27 protein-coding genes are annotated in these 23,413 nt (G+C 71.9%); 15 read left to right on the top strand and 12 right to left on the bottom strand.

From position 1 onward, the window contains the following. Positions 1-195 precede the first annotated feature (195 nt). Together MFF58_RS11695 and MFF58_RS11700 are read left to right on the top strand one after the other, a co-directional pair. Positions 196-1,482 (top strand): outer membrane beta-barrel protein, encoded by a 1,287-nt coding sequence (locus MFF58_RS11695; RefSeq protein WP_238287483.1) that lies wholly within the window; start codon positions 196-198, stop codon positions 1,480-1,482. A 287-nt stretch (positions 1,483-1,769) separates the two neighbouring features. Continuing rightward, positions 1,770-2,096: a hypothetical protein gene (locus tag MFF58_RS11700; RefSeq protein WP_238287485.1), complete on the top strand. Its 327-nt coding sequence runs from the start codon at positions 1,770-1,772 to the stop codon at positions 2,094-2,096. Between the two features lie 17 nt (positions 2,097-2,113). On the opposite strand, the gene MFF58_RS11705 is transcribed toward MFF58_RS11700, so the two are convergent. Then, on the bottom strand, positions 2,114-2,665 hold the full coding sequence (locus MFF58_RS11705) for a GNAT family N-acetyltransferase (RefSeq protein ID WP_238287486.1): 552 nt from the start codon (positions 2,663-2,665) through the stop codon (positions 2,114-2,116). Between the two features lie 191 nt (positions 2,666-2,856). Here MFF58_RS11705 and MFF58_RS11710 point away from each other — a divergent pair, with 191 nt between their 5' ends. Further along, positions 2,857-4,416 carry a peptidoglycan DD-metalloendopeptidase family protein gene (locus tag MFF58_RS11710; protein WP_238287488.1) on the top strand — a complete coding sequence of 520 codons (1,560 nt, stop codon included), beginning with the start codon at positions 2,857-2,859 and terminating at the stop codon, positions 4,414-4,416. A gap of 89 nt (positions 4,417-4,505) precedes the next feature. On the opposite strand, the gene MFF58_RS11715 is transcribed toward MFF58_RS11710, so the two are convergent. Beyond that, a complete protein-coding gene (locus tag MFF58_RS11715) occupies positions 4,506-4,925 on the bottom strand; it encodes a YidB family protein (protein ID WP_373323337.1) in 420 nt (139 codons plus the stop codon). Beyond that, positions 4,922-5,314 carry a YidB family protein gene (locus MFF58_RS11720; RefSeq protein WP_238287491.1) on the bottom strand — a complete coding sequence of 131 codons (393 nt, stop codon included), beginning with the start codon at positions 5,312-5,314 and terminating at the stop codon, positions 4,922-4,924. The genes MFF58_RS11715 and MFF58_RS11720 overlap by 4 nt, the downstream gene beginning before the upstream one ends. A 137-nt stretch (positions 5,315-5,451) precedes the next feature. Between MFF58_RS11720 and MFF58_RS11725 the strand changes: the two genes are divergently transcribed. The 6 genes from MFF58_RS11725 (at position 5,452) to MFF58_RS11750 (ending at position 10,809) form a co-directional block, all read left to right on the top strand. Beyond that, positions 5,452-6,333: an alpha/beta fold hydrolase gene (locus MFF58_RS11725; RefSeq protein WP_238287493.1), complete on the top strand. Its 882-nt coding sequence runs from the start codon at positions 5,452-5,454 to the stop codon at positions 6,331-6,333. Between the two features lie 132 nt (positions 6,334-6,465). After that, positions 6,466-6,798 carry a preprotein translocase subunit YajC gene (gene yajC / locus MFF58_RS11730; protein ID WP_238287496.1) on the top strand — a complete coding sequence of 111 codons (333 nt, stop codon included), beginning with the start codon at positions 6,466-6,468 and terminating at the stop codon, positions 6,796-6,798. Positions 6,799-6,855: 57 nt separating this feature from the next. Continuing rightward, complete coding sequence (gene secD / locus MFF58_RS11735; protein WP_238287497.1) at positions 6,856-8,460, top strand: protein translocase subunit SecD; 1,605 nt, start codon at positions 6,856-6,858, stop codon at positions 8,458-8,460. Positions 8,461-8,577: 117 nt separating this feature from the next. Continuing rightward, positions 8,578-9,519, top strand: a complete 942-nt coding sequence (gene secF, locus MFF58_RS11740; RefSeq protein WP_238287498.1) for a protein translocase subunit SecF — start codon at positions 8,578-8,580, stop codon at positions 9,517-9,519. Between the two features lie 13 nt (positions 9,520-9,532). Next, positions 9,533-9,931 (top strand): Mth938-like domain-containing protein, encoded by a 399-nt coding sequence (locus MFF58_RS11745; RefSeq protein WP_238287499.1) that lies wholly within the window; start codon positions 9,533-9,535, stop codon positions 9,929-9,931. Further along, entirely contained in the window at positions 9,931-10,809 is an 879-nt protein-coding gene (locus MFF58_RS11750) for a phytoene/squalene synthase family protein (protein ID WP_238287501.1), read from the top strand. Before MFF58_RS11745 ends, MFF58_RS11750 begins: the two co-directional genes overlap by 1 nt. Before the next feature lie 75 nt (positions 10,810-10,884). Here MFF58_RS11750 and MFF58_RS11755 read toward each other — a convergent pair whose 3' ends face one another. From MFF58_RS11755 to MFF58_RS11775, 5 genes are all read right to left on the bottom strand, one after another. Beyond that, positions 10,885-11,532 carry a protein-L-isoaspartate O-methyltransferase family protein gene (locus MFF58_RS11755; RefSeq protein ID WP_238287502.1) on the bottom strand — a complete coding sequence of 216 codons (648 nt, stop codon included), beginning with the start codon at positions 11,530-11,532 and terminating at the stop codon, positions 10,885-10,887. Next, positions 11,529-12,293, bottom strand: a complete 765-nt coding sequence (gene surE / locus MFF58_RS11760) for a 5'/3'-nucleotidase SurE (protein ID WP_238287504.1) — start codon at positions 12,291-12,293, stop codon at positions 11,529-11,531. The genes MFF58_RS11755 and surE overlap by 4 nt, the downstream gene beginning before the upstream one ends. Beyond that, positions 12,293-13,633, bottom strand: a complete 1,341-nt coding sequence (gene serS, locus MFF58_RS11765) for a serine--tRNA ligase (protein ID WP_238287505.1) — start codon at positions 13,631-13,633, stop codon at positions 12,293-12,295. The genes surE and serS overlap by 1 nt, the downstream gene beginning before the upstream one ends. 99 nt (positions 13,634-13,732) lie before the next feature. Next, positions 13,733-14,098: a Cif family virulence factor gene (locus MFF58_RS11770; RefSeq protein ID WP_238287506.1), complete on the bottom strand. Its 366-nt coding sequence runs from the start codon at positions 14,096-14,098 to the stop codon at positions 13,733-13,735. Positions 14,099-14,178: 80 nt separating this feature from the next. Next, a complete protein-coding gene (locus MFF58_RS11775) occupies positions 14,179-14,622 on the bottom strand; it encodes an OsmC family protein (protein ID WP_149310873.1) in 444 nt (147 codons plus the stop codon). A gap of 166 nt (positions 14,623-14,788) precedes the next feature. On the opposite strand from MFF58_RS11775, the gene MFF58_RS11780 reads away from it, so the two are divergent. Continuing rightward, positions 14,789-15,664 (top strand): ATP-binding protein, encoded by an 876-nt coding sequence (locus tag MFF58_RS11780; RefSeq protein ID WP_238287508.1) that lies wholly within the window; start codon positions 14,789-14,791, stop codon positions 15,662-15,664. An 8-nt stretch (positions 15,665-15,672) separates the two neighbouring features. Here MFF58_RS11780 and dut read toward each other — a convergent pair whose 3' ends face one another. Continuing rightward, positions 15,673-16,143 (bottom strand): dUTP diphosphatase, encoded by a 471-nt coding sequence (dut, locus tag MFF58_RS11785; RefSeq protein ID WP_238287510.1) that lies wholly within the window; start codon positions 16,141-16,143, stop codon positions 15,673-15,675. Continuing rightward, on the bottom strand, positions 16,140-17,021 hold the full coding sequence (locus tag MFF58_RS11790) for an HpcH/HpaI aldolase/citrate lyase family protein (protein WP_238287512.1): 882 nt from the start codon (positions 17,019-17,021) through the stop codon (positions 16,140-16,142). Before MFF58_RS11790 ends, dut begins: the two co-directional genes overlap by 4 nt. A 99-nt stretch (positions 17,022-17,120) precedes the next feature. On the opposite strand from MFF58_RS11790, the gene MFF58_RS11795 reads away from it, so the two are divergent. Continuing rightward, positions 17,121-17,873: a DUF429 domain-containing protein gene (locus tag MFF58_RS11795; protein ID WP_238287514.1), complete on the top strand. Its 753-nt coding sequence runs from the start codon at positions 17,121-17,123 to the stop codon at positions 17,871-17,873. 12 nt (positions 17,874-17,885) lie between these two features. On the opposite strand, the gene MFF58_RS11800 is transcribed toward MFF58_RS11795, so the two are convergent. Next, entirely contained in the window at positions 17,886-18,383 is a 498-nt protein-coding gene (locus MFF58_RS11800; RefSeq protein ID WP_238287516.1) for a hypothetical protein, read from the bottom strand. 491 nt (positions 18,384-18,874) lie between these two features. Between MFF58_RS11800 and MFF58_RS11805 the strand changes: the two genes are divergently transcribed. Both MFF58_RS11805 and MFF58_RS11810 read left to right on the top strand, forming a co-directional pair. After that, on the top strand, positions 18,875-19,390 hold the full coding sequence (locus tag MFF58_RS11805) for an NUDIX hydrolase (RefSeq protein ID WP_238287518.1): 516 nt from the start codon (positions 18,875-18,877) through the stop codon (positions 19,388-19,390). A gap of 44 nt (positions 19,391-19,434) precedes the next feature. Further along, positions 19,435-20,097: a carbonic anhydrase gene (locus tag MFF58_RS11810; protein ID WP_238287519.1), complete on the top strand. Its 663-nt coding sequence runs from the start codon at positions 19,435-19,437 to the stop codon at positions 20,095-20,097. Positions 20,098-20,193: 96 nt separating this feature from the next. Here MFF58_RS11810 and MFF58_RS11815 read toward each other — a convergent pair whose 3' ends face one another. Then, the gene (locus tag MFF58_RS11815) at positions 20,194-20,898 is read right to left on the bottom strand and encodes a DUF4142 domain-containing protein (protein WP_238287522.1); all 705 of its coding nucleotides are present in this window, start codon (positions 20,896-20,898) and stop codon (positions 20,194-20,196) included. A gap of 442 nt (positions 20,899-21,340) precedes the next feature. On the opposite strand from MFF58_RS11815, the gene MFF58_RS11820 reads away from it, so the two are divergent. Further along, complete coding sequence (locus tag MFF58_RS11820; RefSeq protein ID WP_238287523.1) at positions 21,341-22,489, top strand: acyltransferase family protein; 1,149 nt, start codon at positions 21,341-21,343, stop codon at positions 22,487-22,489. Between the two features lie 24 nt (positions 22,490-22,513). Then, a complete protein-coding gene (locus tag MFF58_RS11825; protein ID WP_238287525.1) occupies positions 22,514-23,377 on the top strand; it encodes a universal stress protein in 864 nt (287 codons plus the stop codon). The last annotated feature ends 36 nt before the right edge of the window (positions 23,378-23,413 follow it).

A 23,413-nucleotide genomic window follows, 5' to 3' on the forward strand; every position in this document is an offset into this window, starting at 1 on the left:
AGCTGTTTCGCCGCCGGCTTAAGTCGATGCGGCCTCCCCGCAATCAATTGTGGCGTAAAAACCACATGGATGGCGCGAGCAGCGGCAGGGATACAGAAGTGCTCAAAAATTATGCAAATGCCAGTTCTTTGATTTTGTGTCATTCGCCCCGCGATGTCAGCTTAGCGGTAGACGAACCCGAACGAGCTGCGAACCATGCTGACGCGATCCACCCTCACCGGCCTCGCCGCCGTGATGCTGTCCTCGACCAGCATTCTCGCGGCCGATCTGGCAGCCCCCGCCCCGGTGCCGGTGCCGCCCCCGGCCGAGCCCTGCAAGGCCACGCTCCTCGGCCCGACGTTCGGCGGCCTCATCAAGGCCAACCCGAACCCGACCTGCTTCGCCGCCGGCCCGCTCGGCGACCTCTACGTGGGCGGCGCCGTGACCGGCTACGGCTACACGCAGACCAACCCGTTCGCGTCGTTCTCGACGCCGGCCGCTCCGAACGACCGGGACCGTGCCGCGCGGTTCGACTTCTCGAACATCCAGGGCGTCATCCAGAAGCCCGAGGGCGCCTTCCAGTTCTACGTGCAGGCGGGCGGTTACTCGATCCCGCAGCTCGGCTTCCCGACCCTCGGGACGTTCACCCAGACGGACCTGCTGTTCGGCCCGGTTCCCGTCGCCTTCGGCAAGATCCAGATCAACGATGAGTGGTCGGTCCAGGGCGGACGGATGTTCACCCTCATCGGCACCGAGCTGCTGTTCACCTATCAGAACTTGAACATCAACCGCGGCCTCCTGTTCGTGCAGGAAAACTTCATCAACCAGGGCGTGCAGATCAACTACAGCAGCGGCCCGCTCTCGGTGTCGCTGGCCGGAACGGACGGCTTCTTCTCCAACGAGATCACGTGGTTCACCGGCAACGTCGCCTACAAGCTCGACGACTTCAACACGATCGGCGTCAACGGCGGCCTGAACCTCGGCCGGACCAACGCCTTCGCCCGCAGCCCGCGCTACCAGTTCGCCACCCCGGGCTTCCAGCAGAACAGCGGCATCTTCGACATCAACTACACCTACGCGAACGGTCCCTGGATCGTCTCGCCCTACTTCCAGTTCACCAACGTCGAGCGCGATCCCCGCGTGGGCATCAACGCCTCCGCGTCGACCTACGGCGGCGCCCTCCTGGCCGCCTACTCGTTCACCGACAACTTCTCCATCGCGGGCCGCATCGAGTACACGGAGCAGACCGGCGTGCGCGGCGGTACCACGCCCAACCTGCTGGGCTTCGGCCCCGGCAGCAACGCCTTCTCGTTCACGGTCACGCCGACCTTCACGTTCGACCGCTTCTTCTTCCGGGTCGAGTACGCCCACGTCGAACTCGGCGGCATCACCCGCGCCGCCATCACCGACGAGGGGCTGCTGATCCCCGGCACGGGCTTCGGCCGGGCGGGCAACCGCACCTCCCAGGACCGCTACATGGTCGAGACCGGCATCACGTTCTGACGGTCACGCAGGTTCCGGCCGCCGGGCCGGATCGTGGAAGCCCTCGGCCTCGCGCCGGGGGCTTTCTCGTTCGTGCCGCCGGGATCCGAGTCCGGTGGCGAATATTGTAAGCCTGACGGTACGTATATTGGAATACTGACCGATCATTATGTTGCGGATAAACTTGGAACGTCGCGGGTCTACCGCCGACCGTTCCGGCGCGAATCTTTCCGGGTTCTTGCATCGACCGCGCGACATCATGTAATCTTGGCGGTGTACCGGCGCCGCCCGGGTCGGGGTTGACGCGCATGGTGTCGGTTGAGGTTCTTTCGGTCGCGCTTCGCCGCCTCGCCGTGCCGGGGATGACCGCGAAGGCGTTGCGCGCCGCCCTGCGGGAGAAACACCCGGAGGCCTCCAAGAAGGCGATCGTGCGTGCGGCCTTCCTGGCCCTGATCGAGGCGCAGTCCCAGGACGGTCAATCCGGCGGCTGTTCCGTGGAGGCGCTGCACGGCTTCGCCCTCGCCGAGCGCGCATCCGGCGACGATGGGCCGATGATGCTCAGCCCGCGGCGCAGGCGGCAGCAGCGCCACGTGGCCGCGGAGGCCGCCGCCGCCGCGGCGATCGTGGCGGCCTGAGGGAGGCCGGCCGCGGCTCAATCCCGCCGGAGCAGGCGCCGACCCGGGCGGTGGCCGTCTTCGCCGGTGTCGCGGAAGCCGAGCTTGAGGAGCAGGCCCCAGGAGGCGACGTTGGCCGGGCGGCACTCCGCCACGAGGGTGCGCGCCGGGAAGCGCTGTCGCAGCGCCTCGATGATCGCCGAGAGCGCCTCGAAGGCGTAGCCGCGCCCCCGGGCGGCGCCGCCGATCCAGTAGCCGATCTCGATCACGCCCGCGCCCCGCAGGTGCGTGCCCACCACGCCCACCAGTTCGCGCCCGGACGAGCCCTGCGCGGCGTCCTCCGCGGTGGCCCGCCGCCAGGCACCGAGGAAGCGGTCCTGGCCGCGCGCGCCGCTGCGAATCAGATCCTCGGCATCCTGCAGCGTGAACGGCGTCGGCAGGAAATCCACGGCGGCGGTGATCGCGGGGTCGTCCGTGAGCCGACGCAGGGCCTGCGCATCCTCGGGCCGCAGCGCGGCGATCGACAGGCGGCCCGTCTCGATCCCGGGCATGTCGGAGAGGCTGTCGCGGGCGGCGCGGATGGTAAACATCCTCCCGATGTGGGGTGCCGGCCCGGACGGGGAAGGCACGAACCCGACCACCCCGGTCATCCCCGACGACACGCGAAAACACCCGCCGTTCCTTCGCGTCAGGGTCGCAGACCTGCGGGACGGGAACGGTTGCTTAACCTGAATCCGTCTTCATTGGGGCATCAAGTTGCGTCAGGCAAACGGGTGCGTCGATGCGGGTGCGCGGTACGGGTCAGATGTTGCGGACGCTCTCGCGCTTCGCCCTCATCGGCATCATCGGCGGGGGGGCCGCCGCCTGTTCCTCGGACGCCTCGCGGCTGAGCAACCCCTTCTCGAATCCCTTCGCTTCGGAGCCGTCCGCCACCGGCAGCCTGCCGGACGGCAGCCTCAAGCCCGTCCCGACGGTCCGCACCGGCCGCATCCAGTCGGAGGCGCTGAGCCCGCCCTCGACCCCGCGCGCCGCCGCGGCGGGACCGGCCGCGGCCCAGAGCCAGGCCCAGACCCATGCCGCCGGCCCGGTCACCCGCGTCGCCTCGACCGGCACGGTCGGCTGGAACGCGCAGGGCGGCACGCAGATCACCGTCTCGCAGAACGACAGCCTGAACCAGATGTCGACCCGCTTCGGCGTGCCGGCGTCCGCGATCCTGTCCGCCAACGGACTGACCAGCGCGAGCCAGATCACCCCCGGTCGGCAGATCGTGATCCCGGTCTACAACGCCTCCGGCATGAATCCGGCCGCGGCCCCCATGACCGCTCGCCCCGCCCGGGCGGCGGAGGAGAAGCGCGAGGACGCCAAGCAGGTCGAGGCCAAGATCGCCGCCAAGCGCGAGGACGCCAAGGAGGCGGCCAAGCGCGAGGACGCCAAGGAAGCCGCCAAGGAGGCGGCCAAGGAAGCGGCGAAGCGCGACGAGGCCGCCAAGCGTGTCGCCGCCGCCAAGGAGACCGATCGCAAGGAGGCCCTCGCCCGCGACGCCGCCGCCCGGAAGGTCGCCGACGCGAAGTCCAAGGAGGCTTCGGTGAAGGAGGGCGACAAGCCCCGGCACGTGCGTCCCGGACAGGTCGCCAAGGCTGACGACAAGAAGGCCGACGAGAAGAAGGCGGAAGCCAGGGTTGAGGCGAAGGCCGAGGTGAAGACCGAGGCGCGGGCCAAGGCGGAGGCGAAGGCCAAGGCCGACGCGAAGGCTCAGGAGGCCAAGGCCGAGGCGAAGGCGGCCGCGAAGGCCGAGGCCGCCCAGAAGCTCGCCGAGGCGAAGGCCGCCAAGGAGGCCGCGCAGAAGGCGGCTGCCGCCGAGAAGACCGAGAAGGTCGCCGCCAAGGAGTCGCCGAAGGCCGCCCCCGTGGCGTCCGCCGCGCCGGCGAAGTCCGAGCCCGCCGCCACGGGTTCGGTGGCCGAGGCCGCGGCGTCGGAGAGCTTCCGCTGGCCCGCCAAGGGCCGGGTGATCTCGGGCTACGGCAGCTCCGGCAACGAGGGCATCAACATCGCGGTGCCGGAGGGCACGCCCGTCAAGGCGGCCGAGGAAGGCACGGTGGCGTATGCCGGCTCCGACGTGAAGGGCTACGGCAAGCTCGTGCTCGTGCGCCACGCCAACGGCTTCGTCTCGGCCTATGCCCACAACGGCGAACTGGACGTGAAGCCCGGCGACAAGGTCAAGCGCGGCCAGACCATCGCGAAGTCCGGCGCCTCGGGCAACGTGACCTCGCCGCAGCTGCACTTCGAGATCCGCAAGGGCGGCTCGCCCGTGGACCCGATGTCCCAGCTCGCCAGCAACTGAGCGGCGCGGGCGACCCGGAACGCGAGGCGGCCCCGAGAGGGGCCGCCTTTTTTCGTGGGCCGCCGGTGAGGCGCCGGTGATCTGCCGCCCTACACCTTGGGCGCCTGCAGCGTCCCGTCCGGGCTGTGATGGTCCACCACCGTCGGCAATGCCTCGGCCAGCGTCGGGAAGAGCTGGTCCATCGGAATGCCGAGCTTCTGCGCCATCTGGCGCACCTGCTCGTTGTCGAGGACCTTGCGCAGGTCGTCGGCGGTGATCGGCGCGTTCGGCCCGCGGCCGAGCCAGGAATTGACCTGGCTCTCGTAGCCCGAGCGGCGAAGCTGATCGAGCAGCGCGTTCAGGCCGCCGGGCAGCACCTGCTGGATGAGACCGGGCAGCGCCTTCAGCGCCATCTGCCCCAGCGATCCGCCGAGGGAATCGAGCAGGCTCATCCGCGTACCCCGTGGTTGTGTCCGCCGTGATCTAGGGCGCGCAGCCCCGGCGAGGAGTGGATCGGCCGGCGCCCTCAGTGGACCTGCGTGCTGAAGTTCGGCTGCGGCTTCAGCTGCCCGTTCTCGCTCTGGGCCGCGACCGCCGCCGGGAGGAACTCCGCCAGCACCGTCGCGACGCGCCCGTGCGGCACGCTGAGGTCGTAGGCGAGGCGTTCGGTCACCGCCTCGGGCAGGCACGCCGCGATGGCCGAGGCCGGGATGGCCTGACGCTCCCCCGCCGACAGCCAGGATCCGACGGCGGCTCCGTGCCCGGCGTCGCGCAGCCTGTCGAGGAACGCCGCGAGCCCGCCGGGGTAGAACTTGGCCATGGCCATGGCGAGCTTGCCGCTCCCGACCCCCTCCAGGGCCCGGTCGGTCGCCGCGACCACGTCGCCGATCAGGGACTTCGCGCTGTCGAGCAGGCCCATGTCTCTCCACCGTCACGCTTCTTCACCGCTCGGGAGATCGGGCGCGCGGGGGCGCCGGCAAGGGCACCGGGGCGGCCATGCGGCAATTGCGCGGCGTTGCGCGTAAGATCCGCGCCGGACCGATGCGGGAGCCCTCCATGAAGCGCGTGCAGGCCGGCGTACTGGACGTCGCCTACCTGGAGCTCGGGCCGCCGGACGGGCCGCCCGCGGTGCTGCTCCACGGCTTCCCGTACGACGTCCACGCCTGCACGGCGGCGGCCCGGCTGCTGGCGGAGGCCGGGGTGCGCTGCCTCGTCCCGTACCTGCGCGGCTACGGACCGACGCGGTTCCGCGACGGGGCGACCCCGCGTTCCGGCGAGCAGGCGGCGCTGGGCGCCGACCTCCTGGCGTTCCTGGACGCCCTCGCGATCGAGCGCGCGGTACTCGCCGGCTACGATTGGGGCGGGCGGGCCGCCTGCGTGGTCTCGGCGCTCTGGCCGGACCGCTCCGCGGGGCTCGTGAGCTGCGGCGTCGGCTACAACATCCAGAACCTACCGGCCGCCGGGCGGCCCGCCGCGCCGGAGGCCGAACAGCGCCTCTGGTATCAGTACTATCTCCATAGCGAGCGCGGCCGCGCCGGCCTCGCCGAGAATCGGGACGCGTTCTGCCATCTGCTCTGGCACCTCTGGTCGCCGAGTTGGGGCTTCGGCGCCGCGACCTTCGCGGAGACCGCGCGATCCTTCGACAACCCCGACTTCGTCGACGTGGTGGTGCATTCCTATCGCCACCGCTTCGGCCTCGTGCCGAGCGATCCGGCGCTGGTCGACATCGAAGCCCGCTTGGCGGGGCAGCCGGTGATCCCCGTGCCGGCGATCGTGCTGCTGGGTGCCGATGACGGTGTCACCCCGCCGCCCGCCACCGACACGGATGCGCGCCGCTTCGGCGGGCCGTACCGGCGTGAGATCGTCGCGGGGGTGGGCCACAACGTCCCGCAGGAGGCACCTGCGGCCTTTGCGGGGGCGGTTCGCGCCCTTCTCTGACGCCGCCACGCAAGAGCGTCGCTTCGACGTTGCTTTCGGGAAGCCCCTGGCTATAGTCCGCGCGCTTTTCGACAGGTCTGCCCACGCCGAAAACCGGTGGCAGATCCGTGCGCCATTCGCAGGAGACGCTCGTTGATCACCCCCGCCTTCGCGCAAGCGGCCGGTACGGCCGCTGGCGGAGCGGAGATCGCCTTTCAGGTGGTCCCGTTCGTCCTGATCTTCGTGATCATGTACTTCCTGATCCTGCGGCCGCAGCAGAAGCGGGTCAAGGATCACCAGACGCTGCTGAAGTCCGTGCGCCGGGACGACACGGTCGTCACCAATGGCGGCCTCGTCGGTCGTGTGACCAAGGCGGCGGACGACCAGGCCGAGATCGAGGTGGAGATCGCCCCCAACGTCCGCGTGCGGGTGGTCCGGTCGATGATCTCCGAGGTCCGGGCCAAGGGCTCGGTGAAGGCCGCCTGAACCCGCGTTTGAACCGGCCGGCGTAACGCGCCGGCCCACAAGAGAAAAAGACGGCCCATGCTGCGCTTCTCCCGTGCGAAGATCATCGCGACGCTGGGCCTGATCCTGATCGGCCTGATGCTCGCCGTGCCGAGCTTCTTCTCGCCGGAGCAGCGCAAGGGGTTCGTCGCCAGCCTGCCCTCCTGGTTCCCCAGCTGGGTCGTGCCGACCCGCGCCATCGTCCTCGGCCTCGACCTGCAGGGCGGCTCGCAGCTCCTGCTCGAAGTCGACCAGAACGAGCTGATCGCCTCTCAGGCCAAGGCCCTGCGCGACGACGTGCGCCGGGTGCTCCAGCAGGAGAACGTCCGCGCCGACGGCGGCATCGGCCTGCTCCAGCGCGGCGTCCAGGTGAAGGTCGCGGACGACGCGGCCCGTGCCAAGGTGCTACCGAAGCTCCAGGAGCTGTCGCAGCCGATCACCACGTCCCTCGGCCAGACCGCCGCCCGCACCCTCGACATCGCCGAGCAGCCCGGCGGCGTGCTCCGCCTGACGCTCACCGATGCCGGCATCACCGACCGCACCCGCCGGGCCGTGAGCCAGGGCATCGAGGTCATCCGGCGCCGCCTCGATTCCACCGGCACGACCGAACCGTCGATCCAGCAGCAGGGCGCCGACCGGATCCTGATCCAGGTCCCGGGCGAGCAGAACCCCGAGCGGCTCGAGCGGCTCCTCGGCTCCACCGCCAAGCTCGAGTTCCGCATGCTCGCCGACAGCCCCTCGGGCGACGTCGACATGCTGCCCTCCAAGGACGAGAAGGGCGCCAAGGTCCCGGTCGAGCGCCGGGTGATGGCCGACGGCGGCGAACTGACCGACGCGCAGCCCGCCTTCGACCAGCAGTCCCACGAGCCGATGGTGAGCTTCAAGTTCAACCTCCGCGGCGCGCAGCGCTTCGGGCAGGCGACCTCGGAGAATGTCGGCCGGCGCATGGCGATCGTGCTCGACAACGAGGTCGTGTCGGCCCCGGTGATCCGCTCGGCGATCACGGGCGGCTCCGGCCAGATCACCGGCAACTTCACCGTCCAGCAGGCCAACGACCTGTCGGTCCTGCTGCGGGCCGGCGCCCTGCCGGCGAAGTTCACCGTGGTCGAGCGCCGCGTGGTCGGCCCGGGCCTCGGCCGCGACTCCATCGAGGCCGGCAAGCTCGCGACCCTGGTGGCGGCGGGCCTGGTGGTCGCCTTCATGTTCGCGACCTACGGGACGTTCGGCTTCATCGCCAACATCGCCCTGATCGTCCACGTCGGGCTGATCCTGGGCCTGATGTCGGTGCTGGAGGCGACCATGACGCTCCCGGGCATCGCCGGCATCGTGCTCACGATCGGCACGGCGGTCGATTCCAACGTGCTGATCTACGAGCGCATGCGCGAGGAGAGCCATGCCGGCCGCTCCCTGATCTCGGCGCTCCAGGCGGGCTTCGACCGGGCCTTCGCCACGATCATCGACTCGAACTCGACCATGGCGATTGCCGCCCTGATCCTGTTCTTCCTCGGCTCGGGCCCGGTGAAGGGCTTCGCCGTGGTCTTCATCCTCGGCATCCTGACCACGGTCATCACCGCGGTGACGCTGACCCGCATGATGATCGCGGTGTGGTACAAGACCTTCCGGCCGAAGGCCCTGCCGTTCTGAGTTTTTGGAGGGGCGACACGGGAAGCGCGTGTGGCGCGACAGACCTCTCTCCCGAACGGGAGAGGGGAGCCGCGCCCCGGCTTCCCGCGTCGCGGCTCCGGTAGAAGAGACACGACCATGCGCCTGCTCCGCCTCTGGCCCGATGAATCGCATTTCGACTTCATGCGATTCCGGCGCTTCACCTTCCCGCTCTCGGCGGCGCTGTCGCTCGCGACCGTGGCGCTGTTCCTGACGATCGGCCTGAATTTCGGCATCGACTTCAAGGGCGGCACCCTGGTCGAGCTGCAGGCGAAGTCCGGTACCGCCGACGTGGCGTCGATCCGGCACACGGCCGCGGGCTTCGGCTTCGGCGAGCCCGAGGTGCAGGAACTCGGCAACCAGGGCACTGTGCTGGTCCGCCTGCCCCTCCAGCCCGGCGAGCAGGGCCAGACGGCGGTGATGAACAAGGCGCACGCCGCCTTCGACAAGGATTACGACTTCCGCCGCACCGAGACCGTCGGCCCGCGCGTCTCCGGCGAACTCGTGCAGTCCGGCACGCTCGGCGTCGTGCTCTCGGTCGTGGCCGTGCTGCTCTACCTCTGGTTCCGCTTCGAGCGGGAACTGGCCCTCGGCGCCATCGTGGGCACCCTCCACGACATCGTGCTGACGGTCGGCGTGTTCATCATCACCCGGATCGAGTTCAACATGACGTCGATCGCCGCGATCCTGACGATCGTCGGCTACTCGCTCAACGAGACCGTGGTGGTGTTCGACCGGACCCGCGAGCTGATGCGCCGGTACAAGACGATCCCCACCGTCGACCTGCTCAACCTGTCGATCAACTCGACCATGTCGCGCACCGTGATGACGTCGATCTCGTCGTCCCTGTCGCTCCTGGCGCTCGTGCTGTTCGGCGGCGAGGCGATCAAGGGCTTCGCCGTGGTGATGCTCTGCGGCGTCGTGATCTGCACCTACTCGGCGATCTTCGTCTCGACGCCGGTGTTGATCTACCTGGGGCTGATGCTCTCGGGCGCCCGCGCGGCGGCCGAGCGGTCGGGCGTCCCGCAACCGGCGGAGTAGTCTTTTTCCCCAGATGGCCGATCAGCCGAGTCCCAAGAACTTCGAGTCCGGCTTCGTGCCGGGGCGCCACATCATCGACACCTACGGCAATGGCGGCTTCCGCTTCGCCGGGATGTCCCATCGCGGCTCGATCCTGATGCTGCCCACGGGGGTCCGCGCCTGGGACGTGACGGAGCCCCGGGCGATCGACCGCACGGCGCTCCGCCCGGTCCAGGCCGAGGCGGCGGGGATCGAGCTTCTGCTCGTCGGCACCGGCCTCGACATCGCGGCGATCGACCCCGCCCTGCGGGGCTGGCTCAAGGATTTCGGCGTCGGCCTCGACGTGATGCAGACCGGGGCGGCCGCCCGCACCTACAACATCCTGGTGGCCGAGAACCGCAAGGTCGCGGCCGCCCTGATCGCGGTGGCCTGATGCCGGAGGCGGATGGCAGGACGGCCGAGACCGGACTCGCCTTCGCGCAGTCCCATTGCGAGGATCTCGTGCGGGCCGGCGACCCGGACCGCTACTACGCGACGCTGTTCGCCCCGGCCGCCGCCAGGCCCCACCTCTTCGCGCTCTACGCCTTCAGCCTGACCGTCGCCCGGGTGCGGGAGGCCGCCTCGAATCCCATGGCCGGCGAGATCCGCCTGCAATGGTGGCGCGACGCCCTCCAGGGCGAGGCGCGGGGCGACGTGCGCGCGAATCCGGTGGCGGCCGCCCTGGAGGAGGCGATCCGCGTGAACCGCCTCGGGCGGCAACCCTTCGTCGACCTGATCGATGCCCGCGTGTTCGACCTCTACGAGGATCCGATGCCGCGGGTGAACGACCTCGAAGGGTATTGCGGCGAGACGGCCTCGGCCCTGTTCCGGCTGGCGAGCCTCGTGATCGGCAGCGGCGCCGAGCCGGGCGGCGCGGGCGCGGCCGGCCATGCCGGCGTGGCCTACGGGATCACCGGTCTCCTGCGCGCCCTGCCCTGGCACGCCCGCTCCGGCCAAGTCTATCTCCCGGCCGACGTGCTCGCCCGCTACGGGGTCACCCGCGAGGACATCGTGACCGGCCGCGGCGGGCCGGGCCTGCGGCGCGCCTGCGCCGACCTGCGCGACCTCGCCCGCCAGCACCTCAAGGCCTTCGCGGCGGCGCGCCCGAGCATCGCGCCCTCGGCGAGCGCCGCGTTCCTGCCGGTGGCGCTGGTGGAGCCGTACCTCGCCGCCATGGAGCGAGCCTCCTACGATCCGCTCAACACGCCCGTCGAGCTGCCGCGCTGGCGCCGCCTGTGGCGCCTGTGGCGGGCGGCGCGGCGGACGGGGTGACGGTCCCACGACCGTTTTTTACGCGCCGCGGCATGATCCAAACGGCGCTGCCGGTCCGGCCGTCCGCCCGCGGCATCAGAGAACCCGCCCCAGCCCCGGGACTAGCGCGGCAAGCCGCACCGGCGCGCCCGGCTCGGGATCCGCCTCCGGCGTCGCCAGCACGGCGACCCGGCAGCACCCGTCGCCGTCGAGGCCGGTCACCAGCCGGCCGCCGGGCTCGAGGGCGGCCCGCCAGTGGTGCGGGATGTCCGGTACCCGGCCGTGCACCAGGATCCGGTCGAAGCCCCCGTCCGGCAACTCCGGGGCGAGCCCGTCGGCCTGGACGACGTGCACCTCGGACAGGGGGGCGAGCCGTGCCGCTGCGTCCGCGGCGAGCGTCCCATAGCGCTCCAGGCTGAGCACCGCGCCGGCCCCCAGCCGGGCGAGCAGGGCGGTGGCGTAGCCGGAGCCCGTGCCGATCTCCAGGACGCGCTGGCCCGGCTCGACCCGCAGCAGGGCGAGCATCAGCGCCACCGTGACGGGCGCCGTCATCGAGGCGCCGCAGGGCAGCGGCAGGGCGATGTCCCGTCGCGCGTGCTCCCGAAGCTGCTGCGGCGCGAACGTCTCCCGCGACACCAGCTCCATGGCGCGCAGGACCGCGGTGTCGCGCAGGCCCCTGCCCCGGAGCGCCATCACGAAGGCGGCGTTGCCGGCAGCCTCCTCCAGGCTGCCGAAATCGGTCACTCGGCGAACGCCTGCGCGAAGCGCGTCAGGGTCGGCTCGTCGGTGAGGTCGAGGCGCAGGGGCGTCACCGCGATCCGCTTCTCGGCGATGGCCTTGAGGTCCGAGCCGTGGCCCGGCTCGAACCGGGCCTTGGCGAAGGCCAGCCAGAAATACGGGTTGCCGCGCCCGTCGACGCGGGCGTCGATCGACAGCAGCGCCTGGTTGCGGAAGCCCTGCGCGGCCACCGCGATGCCCTGCACGTCGGCCGGTTCGCAGTCCGGGAAGTTCACGTTGACCAGGATGCCGGGCTCGATCCCGGTCTCCAGGATCTTGCGGACGACCTTCGGCCCGTGCGTCCGCGCGCAGTCCCACTTGAGCGCGCCGCGCCCGCCCACGCCGTAGGCCTGGCTCAACGCGATGGAGCGGATGCCGAGGATCGTCCCCTCCATGGCGGCCGCGATCGTGCCCGAATAGGTCACGTCCTCGGCGACGTTCTGGCCGCGGTTGACCCCCGACAGGACGAGGTCCGGCCCGTGATCCCCCAGGATGTGGCGCACGCCCAGGATCACGCAGTCCGACGGGGTGCCCTTCACGGCGAAGCGCTGCTCCGAGACCTGCCGCAGCCGCAGCGGGTCGTTGAGCGAGAGCGAGTGGGACACGCCGGACTGGTCGCTCTCCGGCGCCACGACCCAGACGTCGTCCGACAGCTCCCGGGCGATCTCCTCCAGGGTACTGAGCCCCGGCGCGTGGATGCCGTCGTCGTTGGTGACCAGGATGCGCATCAGCGGGTGCCCTCGATCCGGTTGAGCCCGCCCATGTAGGGGTGGAGCACCGACGGGACCGTGATGCTCCCGTCCGGGTTCTGGTAGTTCTCCATCACGGCGATGAGCGCGCGGCCGACCGCCACGCCCGAGCCGTTGAGGGTGTGGACATAGGCCGGCTTGCCGTCCTTGCCCCGGTAGCGGGCGTTCATCCGCCGGGCCTGGAAGTCGCCGCAGACCGAGCAGGACGAGATCTCGCGGTGCGTGCGCTGGCCCGGCACCCAGACCTCGATGTCGTAGGTCTTCTGGCTGGCGAAGCCCATGTCGCCGGTGCAGAGCGTCATGACGCGATAGGGCAGATCCAGCTTCTTCAGGACCGCCTCGGCGCAGGTCAGCATCCGCTCGTGCTCGTTGGCGGATTCCTGCGGCGTCGTAATCGAGACCAGCTCGACCTTGTTGAACTGGTGCTGGCGCAGCATGCCGCGGGTGTCGCGCCCCGCCGCCCCGGCCTCGGCGCGGAAGCACGGCGTGAGCGCGGTGAAGCGCAGGGGCAGCTCCTCCTCGCGGAGGATCGCCTCGCGCACGAGGTTCGTCAGCGGCACCTCGGCGGTGGGGACGAGCCAGAACTTCTCGGCGTTGGCCGGCGCCGGATCCGTCGCGGTCTCCAGCGCCTTCACTGCGTCCAGCCCTTTGAACACCGAGAACTGGTCGTCCTCGAACTTCGGCAGCTGCGCCGTGCCGAACATGGCGGCGTCCCGCACCAGGATCGGCGGCGCCACCTCCAGGTAGCCGTGCTCCTGCGTGTGCAGGTCGAGCATGAACTGGCCGAGGGCCCGCTCCAGCCGGGCGAGCTGACCCTTCAGCACCACGAAGCGCGAGCCCGACAGCTTGGCCGCCGCCTCGAAATCCATCAGCCCGGCAGCCTCGCCGAGCTCGAAATGCTCCTTCCCCGCGTTCAGCCGCTCGCGGGTGGCGGCGTGGCTGCGGTAGAGGACGTTGCCGTGCTCGTCCGCGCCCTCGGGGACATCGGCCTTCGGCCGGTTCGGGATCGCGGCGAGTCGGTCCGCCAGCGCCCTGTCGGCCATCTCCTGCGCGGCCTTCAGCTCGGGCTCGGCGCCCTTCAGCGCCGCGACCTCCACCATCAGGGCGGCGGCGCGCGCCTCGTCCTTGGCCTTCTTGGCGCCGCCCACCTCCTTGGCCAGGGCGTTGCGCCGCTCCTGGTTGGCCTGCGCGGCCGAGACCGAGGATTTCCGCGCCTCGTCGAGGGCGATCAGCTCGGCCGAGAGCGGCGCGAGGCCCCGGCGGGCGAGGTCGCGGTCGAAGGCGTCCGGGTTGTCCCGGATGGCGCGGATGTCGTGCATCGAGTCGGCTCGGGTCTTCTGCGCGGCGTCGGCGCGCGGGCCCCGCTTTGCCGCATCGCGCCCGGTGGGACAAGCGCGCGGCAGCGTCCGGGCCGCCCGTCAGCCCTTCGGCGGCGCGAGCTTGAGCTGGTCGATCGCCCAGAGCCACGTCCCGTCGGGCTGCTCCCGGGCGACCTCCACCGAGAACGCGCCGTTGGGCAGCCGCGCGAAGGTCAGGGCGAGCGCGCCGTTGCGCAGGGGGGGCGGCGTCTCCGGCGCCGGGAAGTCGGATTTGCGCGCCAGCAGGTCGGTGTAGAAGCTCCGGATCTCGGCGTGGCCCGTGGCGACGACGCGGCCCGCCGCCACCACCGCGTCGGGCTGGTAGAGGGCGACGAGCCCCTCGACGTCGCCGGCATTGGCGCGTCGGTTGAACAGGGCGGCCAGGTCCTCGGGGGCGCGGGCGGGCTCTCGCGTGTGATCCGTCATGGCGTGTCCTCGTCCGGCTTCGGCGGCCGGTTGATGTTGCGGCAATGCGCCGGGCGGCCGATTTGTCCCCGGCGCATCGGTCATTTCAGGCGCGTGCCGTCGCGGTCGGCCACCGAGACGGCCACCGGGATCCCGGCCTTCACGCTCTCCGAGACGGTGCAGAACCGCTCGAACTGCGCGATCACCCGGTCGATCCGCGGCATCTCGGCGGCCGCGGCCCCGAGCTGGATGTGGACGCCGATCCCGGTGACGCGCAGCCGTCCCTCGGCGTTGCGCTCCACCCGGCAGGACGCCTCGGCGGCGACGCCGCGCGCCTCCTGGCGGAACTTGCCCAGGGCGAAGACGAGGCTGGCGCAGAGGCAGTTGGCGACGCCGGAGATCAGCAGCTGCTCGGGGAAGGGCCCGGTCCCGCCGCCGATCGGCGGCGCCTCGTCGGTGAGGAGCGCCGGCAGGGCCGCGCCGAAATCGACGGTGAAGACGTAATCCGCGACTTGGGTGATCCGGATCGTCGGCCCCGTATCCATCGATGCTCCCCGGCGGGCGCGTGGCTCGACCTGCCGGGATATCCAACGCCCGATGCGGGTTCGCGTTCGGAAGGTCCGCGCCATGCATGGGGACACGGATGATTTCGCTGGATCTTCCCCGTAGAACCGGCGGCCTGACCGACCCGGAAGCGAACCCCCCGATCCGATGACGAGCCCCGCGACCCTCGACGCCCTGATGCCCCTCCTGGAGCGCATCGCCACCGCCCTGGAGCGGGCGGCCCCCGCCGCCCCGCCGGCCTTCGACCCGAACGCCGCCGACGCCTTCCTGTGGGGGCCGGAGCGGCGGCTGACCCCGGTGCCGCAGGTGGCGCGGGTGGAGATGGGCCTGCTCACCGGGATCGACCGGGCGCGCGACATCCTGGTGGAGAACACCGAGCGCTTCGCCCGGGGCCTGCCGGCCAACAACGCCCTGCTGTGGGGCGCCCGCGGCATGGGCAAGTCCTCGCTGGTCAAGGCGGCCCATGCGGAGATCAACGCCCGCCGGCCCGCCGGCAGCCGGCCGATGAAGCTCGTGGAGATCCACCGCGAGGACATCGAGGCGCTGCCGGACCTGATGGCCCTGCTCCGGCCGGACCCGCACCGCTGGCTCGTCTACTGCGACGACCTCTCCTTCGACGCGGACGACACCTCGTACAAGTCGCTGAAGACCGCCCTGGACGGCGGCATCGAGGGCCGACCGGGCAACGTCCTGTTCTACGCGACTTCGAACCGGCGCCACCTGCTCGCCCGCGACATGGTGGAGAACGAGCGCTCGACGGCGATCAATCCCGGCGAGGCCGTGGAGGAGAAGGTCTCGCTCTCGGACCGCTTCGGCCTCTGGCTCGGCTTCCACAAGTGCAGCCAGGACGAGTACCTGGGGATGATCCGCGCCTATGCCGACCGCTACGGCCTGGATGTTCCGCCGGAGCAGCTGCGCGCCGAGGGGCTGGAATGGGCCACCACCCGCGGCTCGCGCTCGGGCCGCACCGCCTTTCAGTTCATCCAGGATCTGGCCGGGCGTCTCGGCAAGACCCTCGACTGAGCGCCGCCCTACCGTCCGCTCGATCCGAACCCGCCCGCGCCCCGCTCCGAGCCGGGGCCGGCCGGCCCGTCCAGGAGGGTCAGCGCCGGCCGGGCGATCCGGGTGAAGACGAGCTGGGCGATCCGCTCGCCCGGCTCGATCCGCGCCGGCTCCGCGTCGTCGCGGTTCCAGGCGGAGACCATCAGCGGACCCTCGTAATCCGCGTCGATGACGCCGGTGCCGTTGCCCAGCACCAAGCCGTCGCGGTGACCCCGGCCCGAGCGCGGGAGGATCAGCCCGCACCAGTCGGGATCGCGGATCAGCACGCTGAACCCCGCCGGGATCAGCGCCGCCTTGGTCCGCGGCGGCAGGATCAGCGGCGCGTCAAGGCAGGCGTGCAGGTCGAGGCCGGCGGCGGCCGACGAGCCCCAGCGCGGAAACCCCCAGCCCGGCAGCCGCGGATCCAGCAGCCGCAGGCCGACCTCCCGCAGGCCGCTCACGCGCCGAGCCGCGCGATCGCCTCGGCCATCGCGAGCGTCCGCCGGGACACCTCGACGTGGAGGCGCTCGACCATCTTGCCGTCCACCGCGACGACCCCGCGCGCGCGGTTTTCCGGGGCGTCGAACACGTCGAGCATCCGCCGCGCCTGCGCGATCTCCTCGGCGTCCGGCGCGAAGGCGGCGTTGGCGGGATCGATCTGGCTCGGATGGATCAGCATCTTGCCGTCGAAGCCCAGGTCGCGGCCCTGCGCGCACTCGGCCTCGAAGCCGGCCGCGTCCCGGAGATCCGTGAACACGCCGTCGATCGCGTCGATCTCGTAGGCCCGGGCGGCGGCCAGCACGGTCATCAGCCACGGCACCAGGGCCGACCGCCCCGGCGGCCGGATGCGGGCGGCCTTCAGCAGGTCGTTCGGGCCGATCACCAGGGCCGAGAGCCGCCCGTCCACGTCCCGGGCCGCGCCGGCGATCTCGGCGGCGTTCACCACCGCCAGCGGGGTCTCGATCATCGCCCAGACCCGGGTGTCCGACGGCGCGCCGAGGCGGCGCAGGCGGGAGCCGACGGCGATCAGCGTGTCCGAGGTGCGGACCTTGGGCACGAGGATCGCGTCGGCGCCGGCCCGGGCGAGCGCCGCGAGGTCGGCCTCGCCGTCCTCGGTCTCGGGCGGATTGATCCGGACCACCACCTCCCGGTGGCCGAAGCCGCGCGCGGCCACCGCCGCGGCGACCTGCGCGCGCGCCGCCGCCTTGGCGTCCGGGGCCGTGCCGTCCTCGAGGTCGATCAGGATCACGTCGGCGGGGAGGGTTTGCGCCTTCACCAGGGCGCGGGCGTTGGAGCCGGGCATCGCCAGCACGCTGCGGCGGGGACGGATCTCGCTCATCACGCTTCTCCCGGGGCGGCGGAGCCCGCCGCGACGCGGATAGCTTTCCGCGCGCGCAGGGGCAAGAAGACCGGGGGCCACGGGGGCGGAGGACGCGAGATGGCGCGCTGGGTCGCGGGGCTGGACGGATGCCGCGGCGCCTGGGCGGGTGCGCTGATCGACCTCGACGATCCCGGCCGGCATCGCTGCGCCCTGTTTCCCGACGTGGCCGCCCTCCTCGACGCACCGGAGCAGCCCCTGATCGTCGGGATCGACGTACCGATCGGCCTGCCCGACCGGATTCTCGGCGGCGGCCGGGCGGCCGATCTGGCGGCGCGCGCCCTGCTCGGGCCGGCGCGCTCCTCGGTCTTCCCGATGCCGCCGCGGGCCGCCGTCTACGCGCCCGACTACGCGGCCGCCAAGGCCGCCTCGCGGGCCGCCAGCGACCCGCCCTTCGCGCCCTCGATCCAGGGCTACAACATCTTCCGCTACGTCCGCGCGGTCGACACGCTCCTGCGGGAGCGCCCGGAGGCACGCGGGCGGGTCCACGAGGTGCACCCGGAGGTCGCGTTCCATGCCCTCAACGGCGAACGGCCGCTCGGCCTGCCGAAGAAGGGGGGACGGGCCCGGCAGGGCCTGGACCTCCGGCGCGCGCTCCTCGCCGCGGCCGGGCTGCCGACGGCGCTGCTCGACGCCCGGGCCAGGGGCATCCCCGAGGACGATCACCTCGACGCCCTGGCGGCGCTGGTGGTCGCGGGTGACATCCTCGCGGGACGGGCGCGGCCCCTCCCCGACCCGCCGGGACGGGACGGGGAGGGCCTGCCGGTGGTCATCTGGGCGCCGGCCGTGCGGGCGTCCCCGCCGACCCCGTGAGGCCGGCGCGCCTCAGCGCGTCGAGGCCAGGGCCGGTGGCGGCTTGAACTCGCCCTGCCACTGGGTGGTCTGGTCCGTGGGCGACGCGAAGACGGCGGTGAACGATCCGGTGCCCTTCAGACCTGCGAACGCCCCCGTCGCCTTGGCGACCTTGAACGCGCCCACGGCGGTGACCCGCCCCAGGGCGTCGGTGGTCACCCGGCCCGTATAGGGACTGGTCGTCGTTCCGTTCGGCGTGGTGAAGGTGATGGTCCCCTTGAGCGGACCCTGCCCGCTCTCCATCGTCACCGTCTCCACGATGGTGACCTGGGCGTTGTCGAGGGGCTGGCCCGGGCTCTTGTTGATGCCGGTGCCGCGCTCCTCGATCCTCATCTTGCCCGGCGCGATCGGCTGCATGTTCTGGCCGTCGTAGTGCAGCGTGAACGAGCCGCCCATCGGCATGGCGAAGGCGCCGGATGCCCCGATCAGGAGCATCAGGGCGGCACTGGGTGGGATCCACACGCGCGACATCGGACATCCTCCCTGGGATAGGCCGTTCCTGTTTCGCAGATTCGAGTAAACACGAATATTATATATAAGCAAATATATTCCGGAGTCAGTGCGGTTCTTGAGATTGAATACAGTATCGGTCCCGTGCCGGATCGTCGAATTGCGCACGTTCGTCCGACGGCCGAAATCCGTCGCCGCGCCGCAGGCGACGCGTCGGATGACCGCGCCCGGGGGTGACCGCTCGTCCGGCGGTGACGGCTCTTCAGGGGAGGATCGACGCCGTTCCGCGGCGCCGCAGGCGAGCCCGGACGGCCGAATCACCACCGGCGCAGAGGCGCGTCGCGTCGGCGGATCGGGATCCCGGCTGCCCCTGCGCGGCCCCGGGATGGCGGTGAGGCGGCGGTCGGGCCGGCCCGTTCCGGGGGCCGGGACCCCTCTCGTGACCTCACGGCCGCGCGCGAAGCGCCGCGGTGTCGGTGTCCGACACCCGCGTCCCGCCCTAGCTCTGGCGCATGAGCACCCCGACTCCGCTTCCGATCCGTCACATCGCCCGGGCGATCGTCCTCGATCCGCAGGACCGGATCCTGCTGATCGCCTACGCCTCGGTCCACGCGCGTGGACCGGACGGCGAGCCCATGCGGTTCTGGTTCATGCCCGGCGGCGGTCTGGAGCCGGGCGAGGACCACGTCACCGCCTGCCGGCGCGAACTGGAGGAGGAGATCGGCCGCGGCGACGTTGAGATCGGCCCGCAGGTCGCGGCCTGCGACGGCCCCTTCCACCTGTTCCGCCAGTCGCGGGACGCCCGCGAGCGCTATTTCCTGGTCCGCCTTCCCGACGACCGCGTGGACACGAGCCGCCTCGCAGAGACCGAGGACAACCCGGTGATCGGCACCCGGTGGTGGCCGCTGGAGGACTTGCGGGCGAGCGGCGAGCACGTCGAGCCGGCCGGGCTGGCCGATCTGGCAGCCGCGCTCGTGGCGGGGACTATCCCCCGCGAGCCGCACGTTCTGACTTGGCACGATCATTGAGCCGGATTCCGCGGACGCGGCCATCCGCACGGCAAGGAGAGTTCATGTTTCCCGAGTTCCTCACCAACGGCTACCAGGCGTTCCTGTCGGGGCGCTTTCCGTCCGAGCAGAAGCGCTTCGCCCACCTCGCCGAGACCCAGACGCCGGAGATCCTGGTGATCAGCTGCTGTGACAGCCGGGTTGCGCCGGAGGCGATCTTCGATGCCGGGCCGGGCGAGCTGTTCGTGATCCGCAACGTGGCCAACATCGTGCCGATCTACGAGACCGGGGGCGACTATCACGGGACCTCGGCGGCGATCGAGTTCGCCGTGCAGGCGCTGGAGGTGAAGCACATCGTGGTGCTCGGCCACGCCACCTGCGGGGGCATCAAGGCCTACGCCAACAAGGCGCAGCCGCTCTCGCCGGGCAACTTCATCGGCAAGTGGGTGTCGCTGGTGGCGCCGGCCGAGGCGAAGGCGGGCGATTCCAGCGCGCCCGACTACCTGACCCGGATGGAGCACGCCATGGTCAGCCAGAGCATGGAGAACCTCCTGACCTTCCCGTTCGTGAACGAGCGGGTCGCGGACGGCCGGCTCCAGATCCACGGCGCCCATTTCGGCATCGGCAACGGCGTGCTGCTCGTGCGCCAGCCGGAAACCGGCGATTTCCACCCGGCCATCGACACGGCCGGCCGCCGGATCCTCCCCACGGCGGTCGCCTGCAGCTGACCGGGGCGGACCGGGCATGAAAAAGGCGGCGGGCTCGCACCCGCCGCCGGTCATCCGGCCCGGCGTGGGCCGGGCCGTTCGCTGTCGGGATTCCGCTTACATCGCGCCCGGCAGGCGCTGGGCGTGGTCGTAGTGCATCTGCAGGGCCGGCAGGGCCTGCTGCGCGTAGTTGCGCAGCGCCGGGTTCGGGCCACCCTGGGCGTAGGCCTGAGTCATGGCGATGCTCATCTGGTGCGCCTGGAGCTGCTGGGTCGCGTACAGACGATCGAAGCGCGGCCCGGCCGGGGTCGCCGACAGCTCGGCCAGCATCGCCTGCTGCTCGGGGTTCGGCTGCACCATGGTCGCGCCGCCCGTGGCCGCCACGTCGCCGCGACCGATCTGGCCGCCCGCCGCGGCGCCGCGCGCCGCGCCGGCACCCGCGCCCTCGAGGCCGCCGACCGGGCCGCCCGACAGGGTGCCGCCGACGACGCCCGTCGCCGCGCCGACACCGGCACCCACAGCGCTGCCCGCCACTGCGATCGGCGCGGTGATCAGGCCGCCGAGGCCCGGGTCGCCGCCGGCCATCGCACCCGGCTGGCCGCCGGCCAGGGCCACGTTGGCGGCGCGGTGGTCACGCATCGCCTCCTGGGCGTAGGACCGGACCCGCGGGTTGCGCGACTTGGACAGGGCGATCTGCGAGGACTGGATCTCGAAGGCGTTCGCCTGCATCGACTGGAGGCGGAAGTCGTTGGCGCCCTGCGCGAGCGCGGGGCTCGACAGCGCCAGGACCAGCGCGGAGGCGGCAGCATAATTCTTCAGCATCGGAACCTCTGGTTCGAAAGGGATGCGCGAACCGGCATGGTGCAGTCCATGCGGCGCGGCGAGACGTCCCGCCGGCGCGTTCGCCAATTGGTGCGTCAACGAGGCCATGAGCTTATGGTTCCTGCGGTTTTCGCTTCGAACCGGGCCGGGACCGACGTGGAGTGCGGGGTTTGGTGAGCCTGTATCCCCCTGCGGATCCCCGTCCTCGACCGAACGGCGGGGCCGCGCGCCGCCGGCCGAAACCCGCCGATGGGCGCCCGGCCCCGGGCCGTTCCGAACGCCGCCGCGCCACCGCCCCGGACTCACGCAGGGGAGCCCCGGATCCCGATTGGCCGGCGCGCCAAGGGCCTTCCCGCGGGCGCCGAGTCCGGCGCCAAGTCCGGCGCGAGGTCCGACAGCAAGTCCGGAACGGGGGAAGCCGGCCGGCCGGCACGGCCGCCCCATGATCCTCGTCGGAATCCAGATCCTGCGTGCCGTCGCCGCCCTGATGGTGGCGTGGCACCACGCGCGGCACGAGGCGGAGCTGCTGGCGAGCCGCGGGGCCGGGGCGGCCCTCGATCCCCACGCGCTCCTGCCCTGGTGGGGCGGCGTCGACCTGTTCTTCGTGATCTCCGGCCTCGTCATCGTCCACGCGAGCGGCCGCCTGTCCGGGATCCCGGGCGGCCAAAAGCGGTTCCTCGCCCACCGCATCGCCCGCATCGCGCCACTCTACTGGCTGGTCAGCCTCCTGTTCCTGATCCTCGCGCTGGCGCGCCCCGAACTCCTCGGGGACGCCGCGCGCCTCGTGCACGATCCCGGTGCGCTGCTGGCCGGGTTCCTGTTCTGGCCGTCGGCCCGGCCGGACGGCACCGTCCAGCCGCTCTACGGCCTGGGCTGGACCCTGAACTACGAGGCGTTCTTCTACGTCCTCTTCGCCCTCGGCCTGGGCTTCGGCCGGCGCGGGGCCGTCGCGTGGCTGGTCGCGGTCCTGACGCTCCTCGTGGCCGCCGGGGCCGTCGCGGCGGACCTGCCCGTGCCGCTCCGCTTCTGGGCGGATCCGATCGTCCTCGAGTTCGCCGCCGGCGCCGGGCTCGCCCTCGCCTACCGGGAGGGCTTCCGGCCGTCGGCGGCAATCCGGATCGCGTCGGCGATCCTCGGCGCCCTCGGCCTGCTGCTCTCGGCCCGCACCCTGGCGGGCCTCGACGGCGCCGACGGGTTCCTGCGCCCGCTCCTCGTCGGCGTGCCGGCGGCCCTGCTGGTGGCCGCCGCCCTCGGGCCGGAGCGCGCCGCGGGGCAGGTCGCGCGGCTGCCCGCCCCGGTGCGCGGCCTCGTGGTCCTCGGGGACGCGTCCTACGCCCTCTACCTCGTGCATCCCTTCGCCCTGCGCCTCGTGCGGGAGGCCCTGCTCCGGTTCGGCCTCGCTCCGGCCGCGCACCCCTGGACCGGCATGGTGCTGATGCTGCTGGCGAGCGTCGCGGCCGCCCTCTTGGTCCACCGCTGGGTGGAGCGGCCCCTGACCCGTCGGGCCCGGGCCCTGCTCGCTCCGGGCGGCGGGCAAAACCGTGTGGGCGCGGCCGCTTCCCCGGTTCCCCAGGGGCGCCGCCCGGATTAGCCTGCGGGCGAGGAGGACGCCGCCATGAAGACCCTGCTCGTACCCGTCGCGATGCACGATGCCCTGCCCTCCGTCTTCGAGACAACGCGGCTGGCGGCGGCGCGCTTCGGCAGCCTGATCGAGGGCGTCTCCCTGCGCCCGGCGCTGGCTGAATACGTCCCCGTCGACATGGTCGGCGGCATGACGTGGCTGCGGGACGAGGAGGCCGACCGGGCCGAGGCCGAGGAAGCGGGCGGCCGCTTCGTCGCGTTCATGGACGCGGCCGGCATCCCACGCCACGCCCGCGACGGCCTGTGCATACCGGACCGGGTGGCCGATGCGGGCCCACGCTACCGCTGGCGCCAGGACGTGCCCACGGGCGACGCGTTCCTGGGCCAGTACGCCCGGCTGTTCTCGGCCACCGTGGTGGGACGCCCGGGCACCACCGACAACGCGCCGCGCATGACCACCTTCGAGACCGCCCTGTTCGAGAGCGGCCGGCCGATCCTGCTCGCGCCGCCGGAGCCGCCCGCGAGCCTCGGCACGGCGGTGCTGATCGCCTGGAACGGATCCACCGAGACCGCCCGGGCCGTGGCCTTCGCCATGCCGTTCCTGCGCCGGGCCGAGCGGGTGCTGGTGCTGAGCGTGGAGGGCGGCATGGTGCCGGGCCCGACCGCACAGGATCTCGCCCAGGCGCTCGCCTGCGAGGGCGTGGACGCGACGTACCGGGCCCTGCCGTCGGGCCGGCGCGTCCCCGGCGAGACGTTCCTGGCCGAGGCCAAGGCCTTCGGCTGCGACCTGCTGATCAAGGGCGCCTACACCCAGAGCCGCCTGCGGCAGATGATCTTCGGCGGCGTCACCAGCCACGTGCTCGCCCAGGCCGACATGCCGGTGCTCATGGCGCATTGACGGGGGCGCACCCGCGATGGCCGGCCTGCCGGCCTC

Source organism: Methylobacterium longum, from assembly GCF_022179385.1.
GTDB lineage: Bacteria > Pseudomonadota > Alphaproteobacteria > Rhizobiales > Beijerinckiaceae > Methylobacterium > Methylobacterium longum.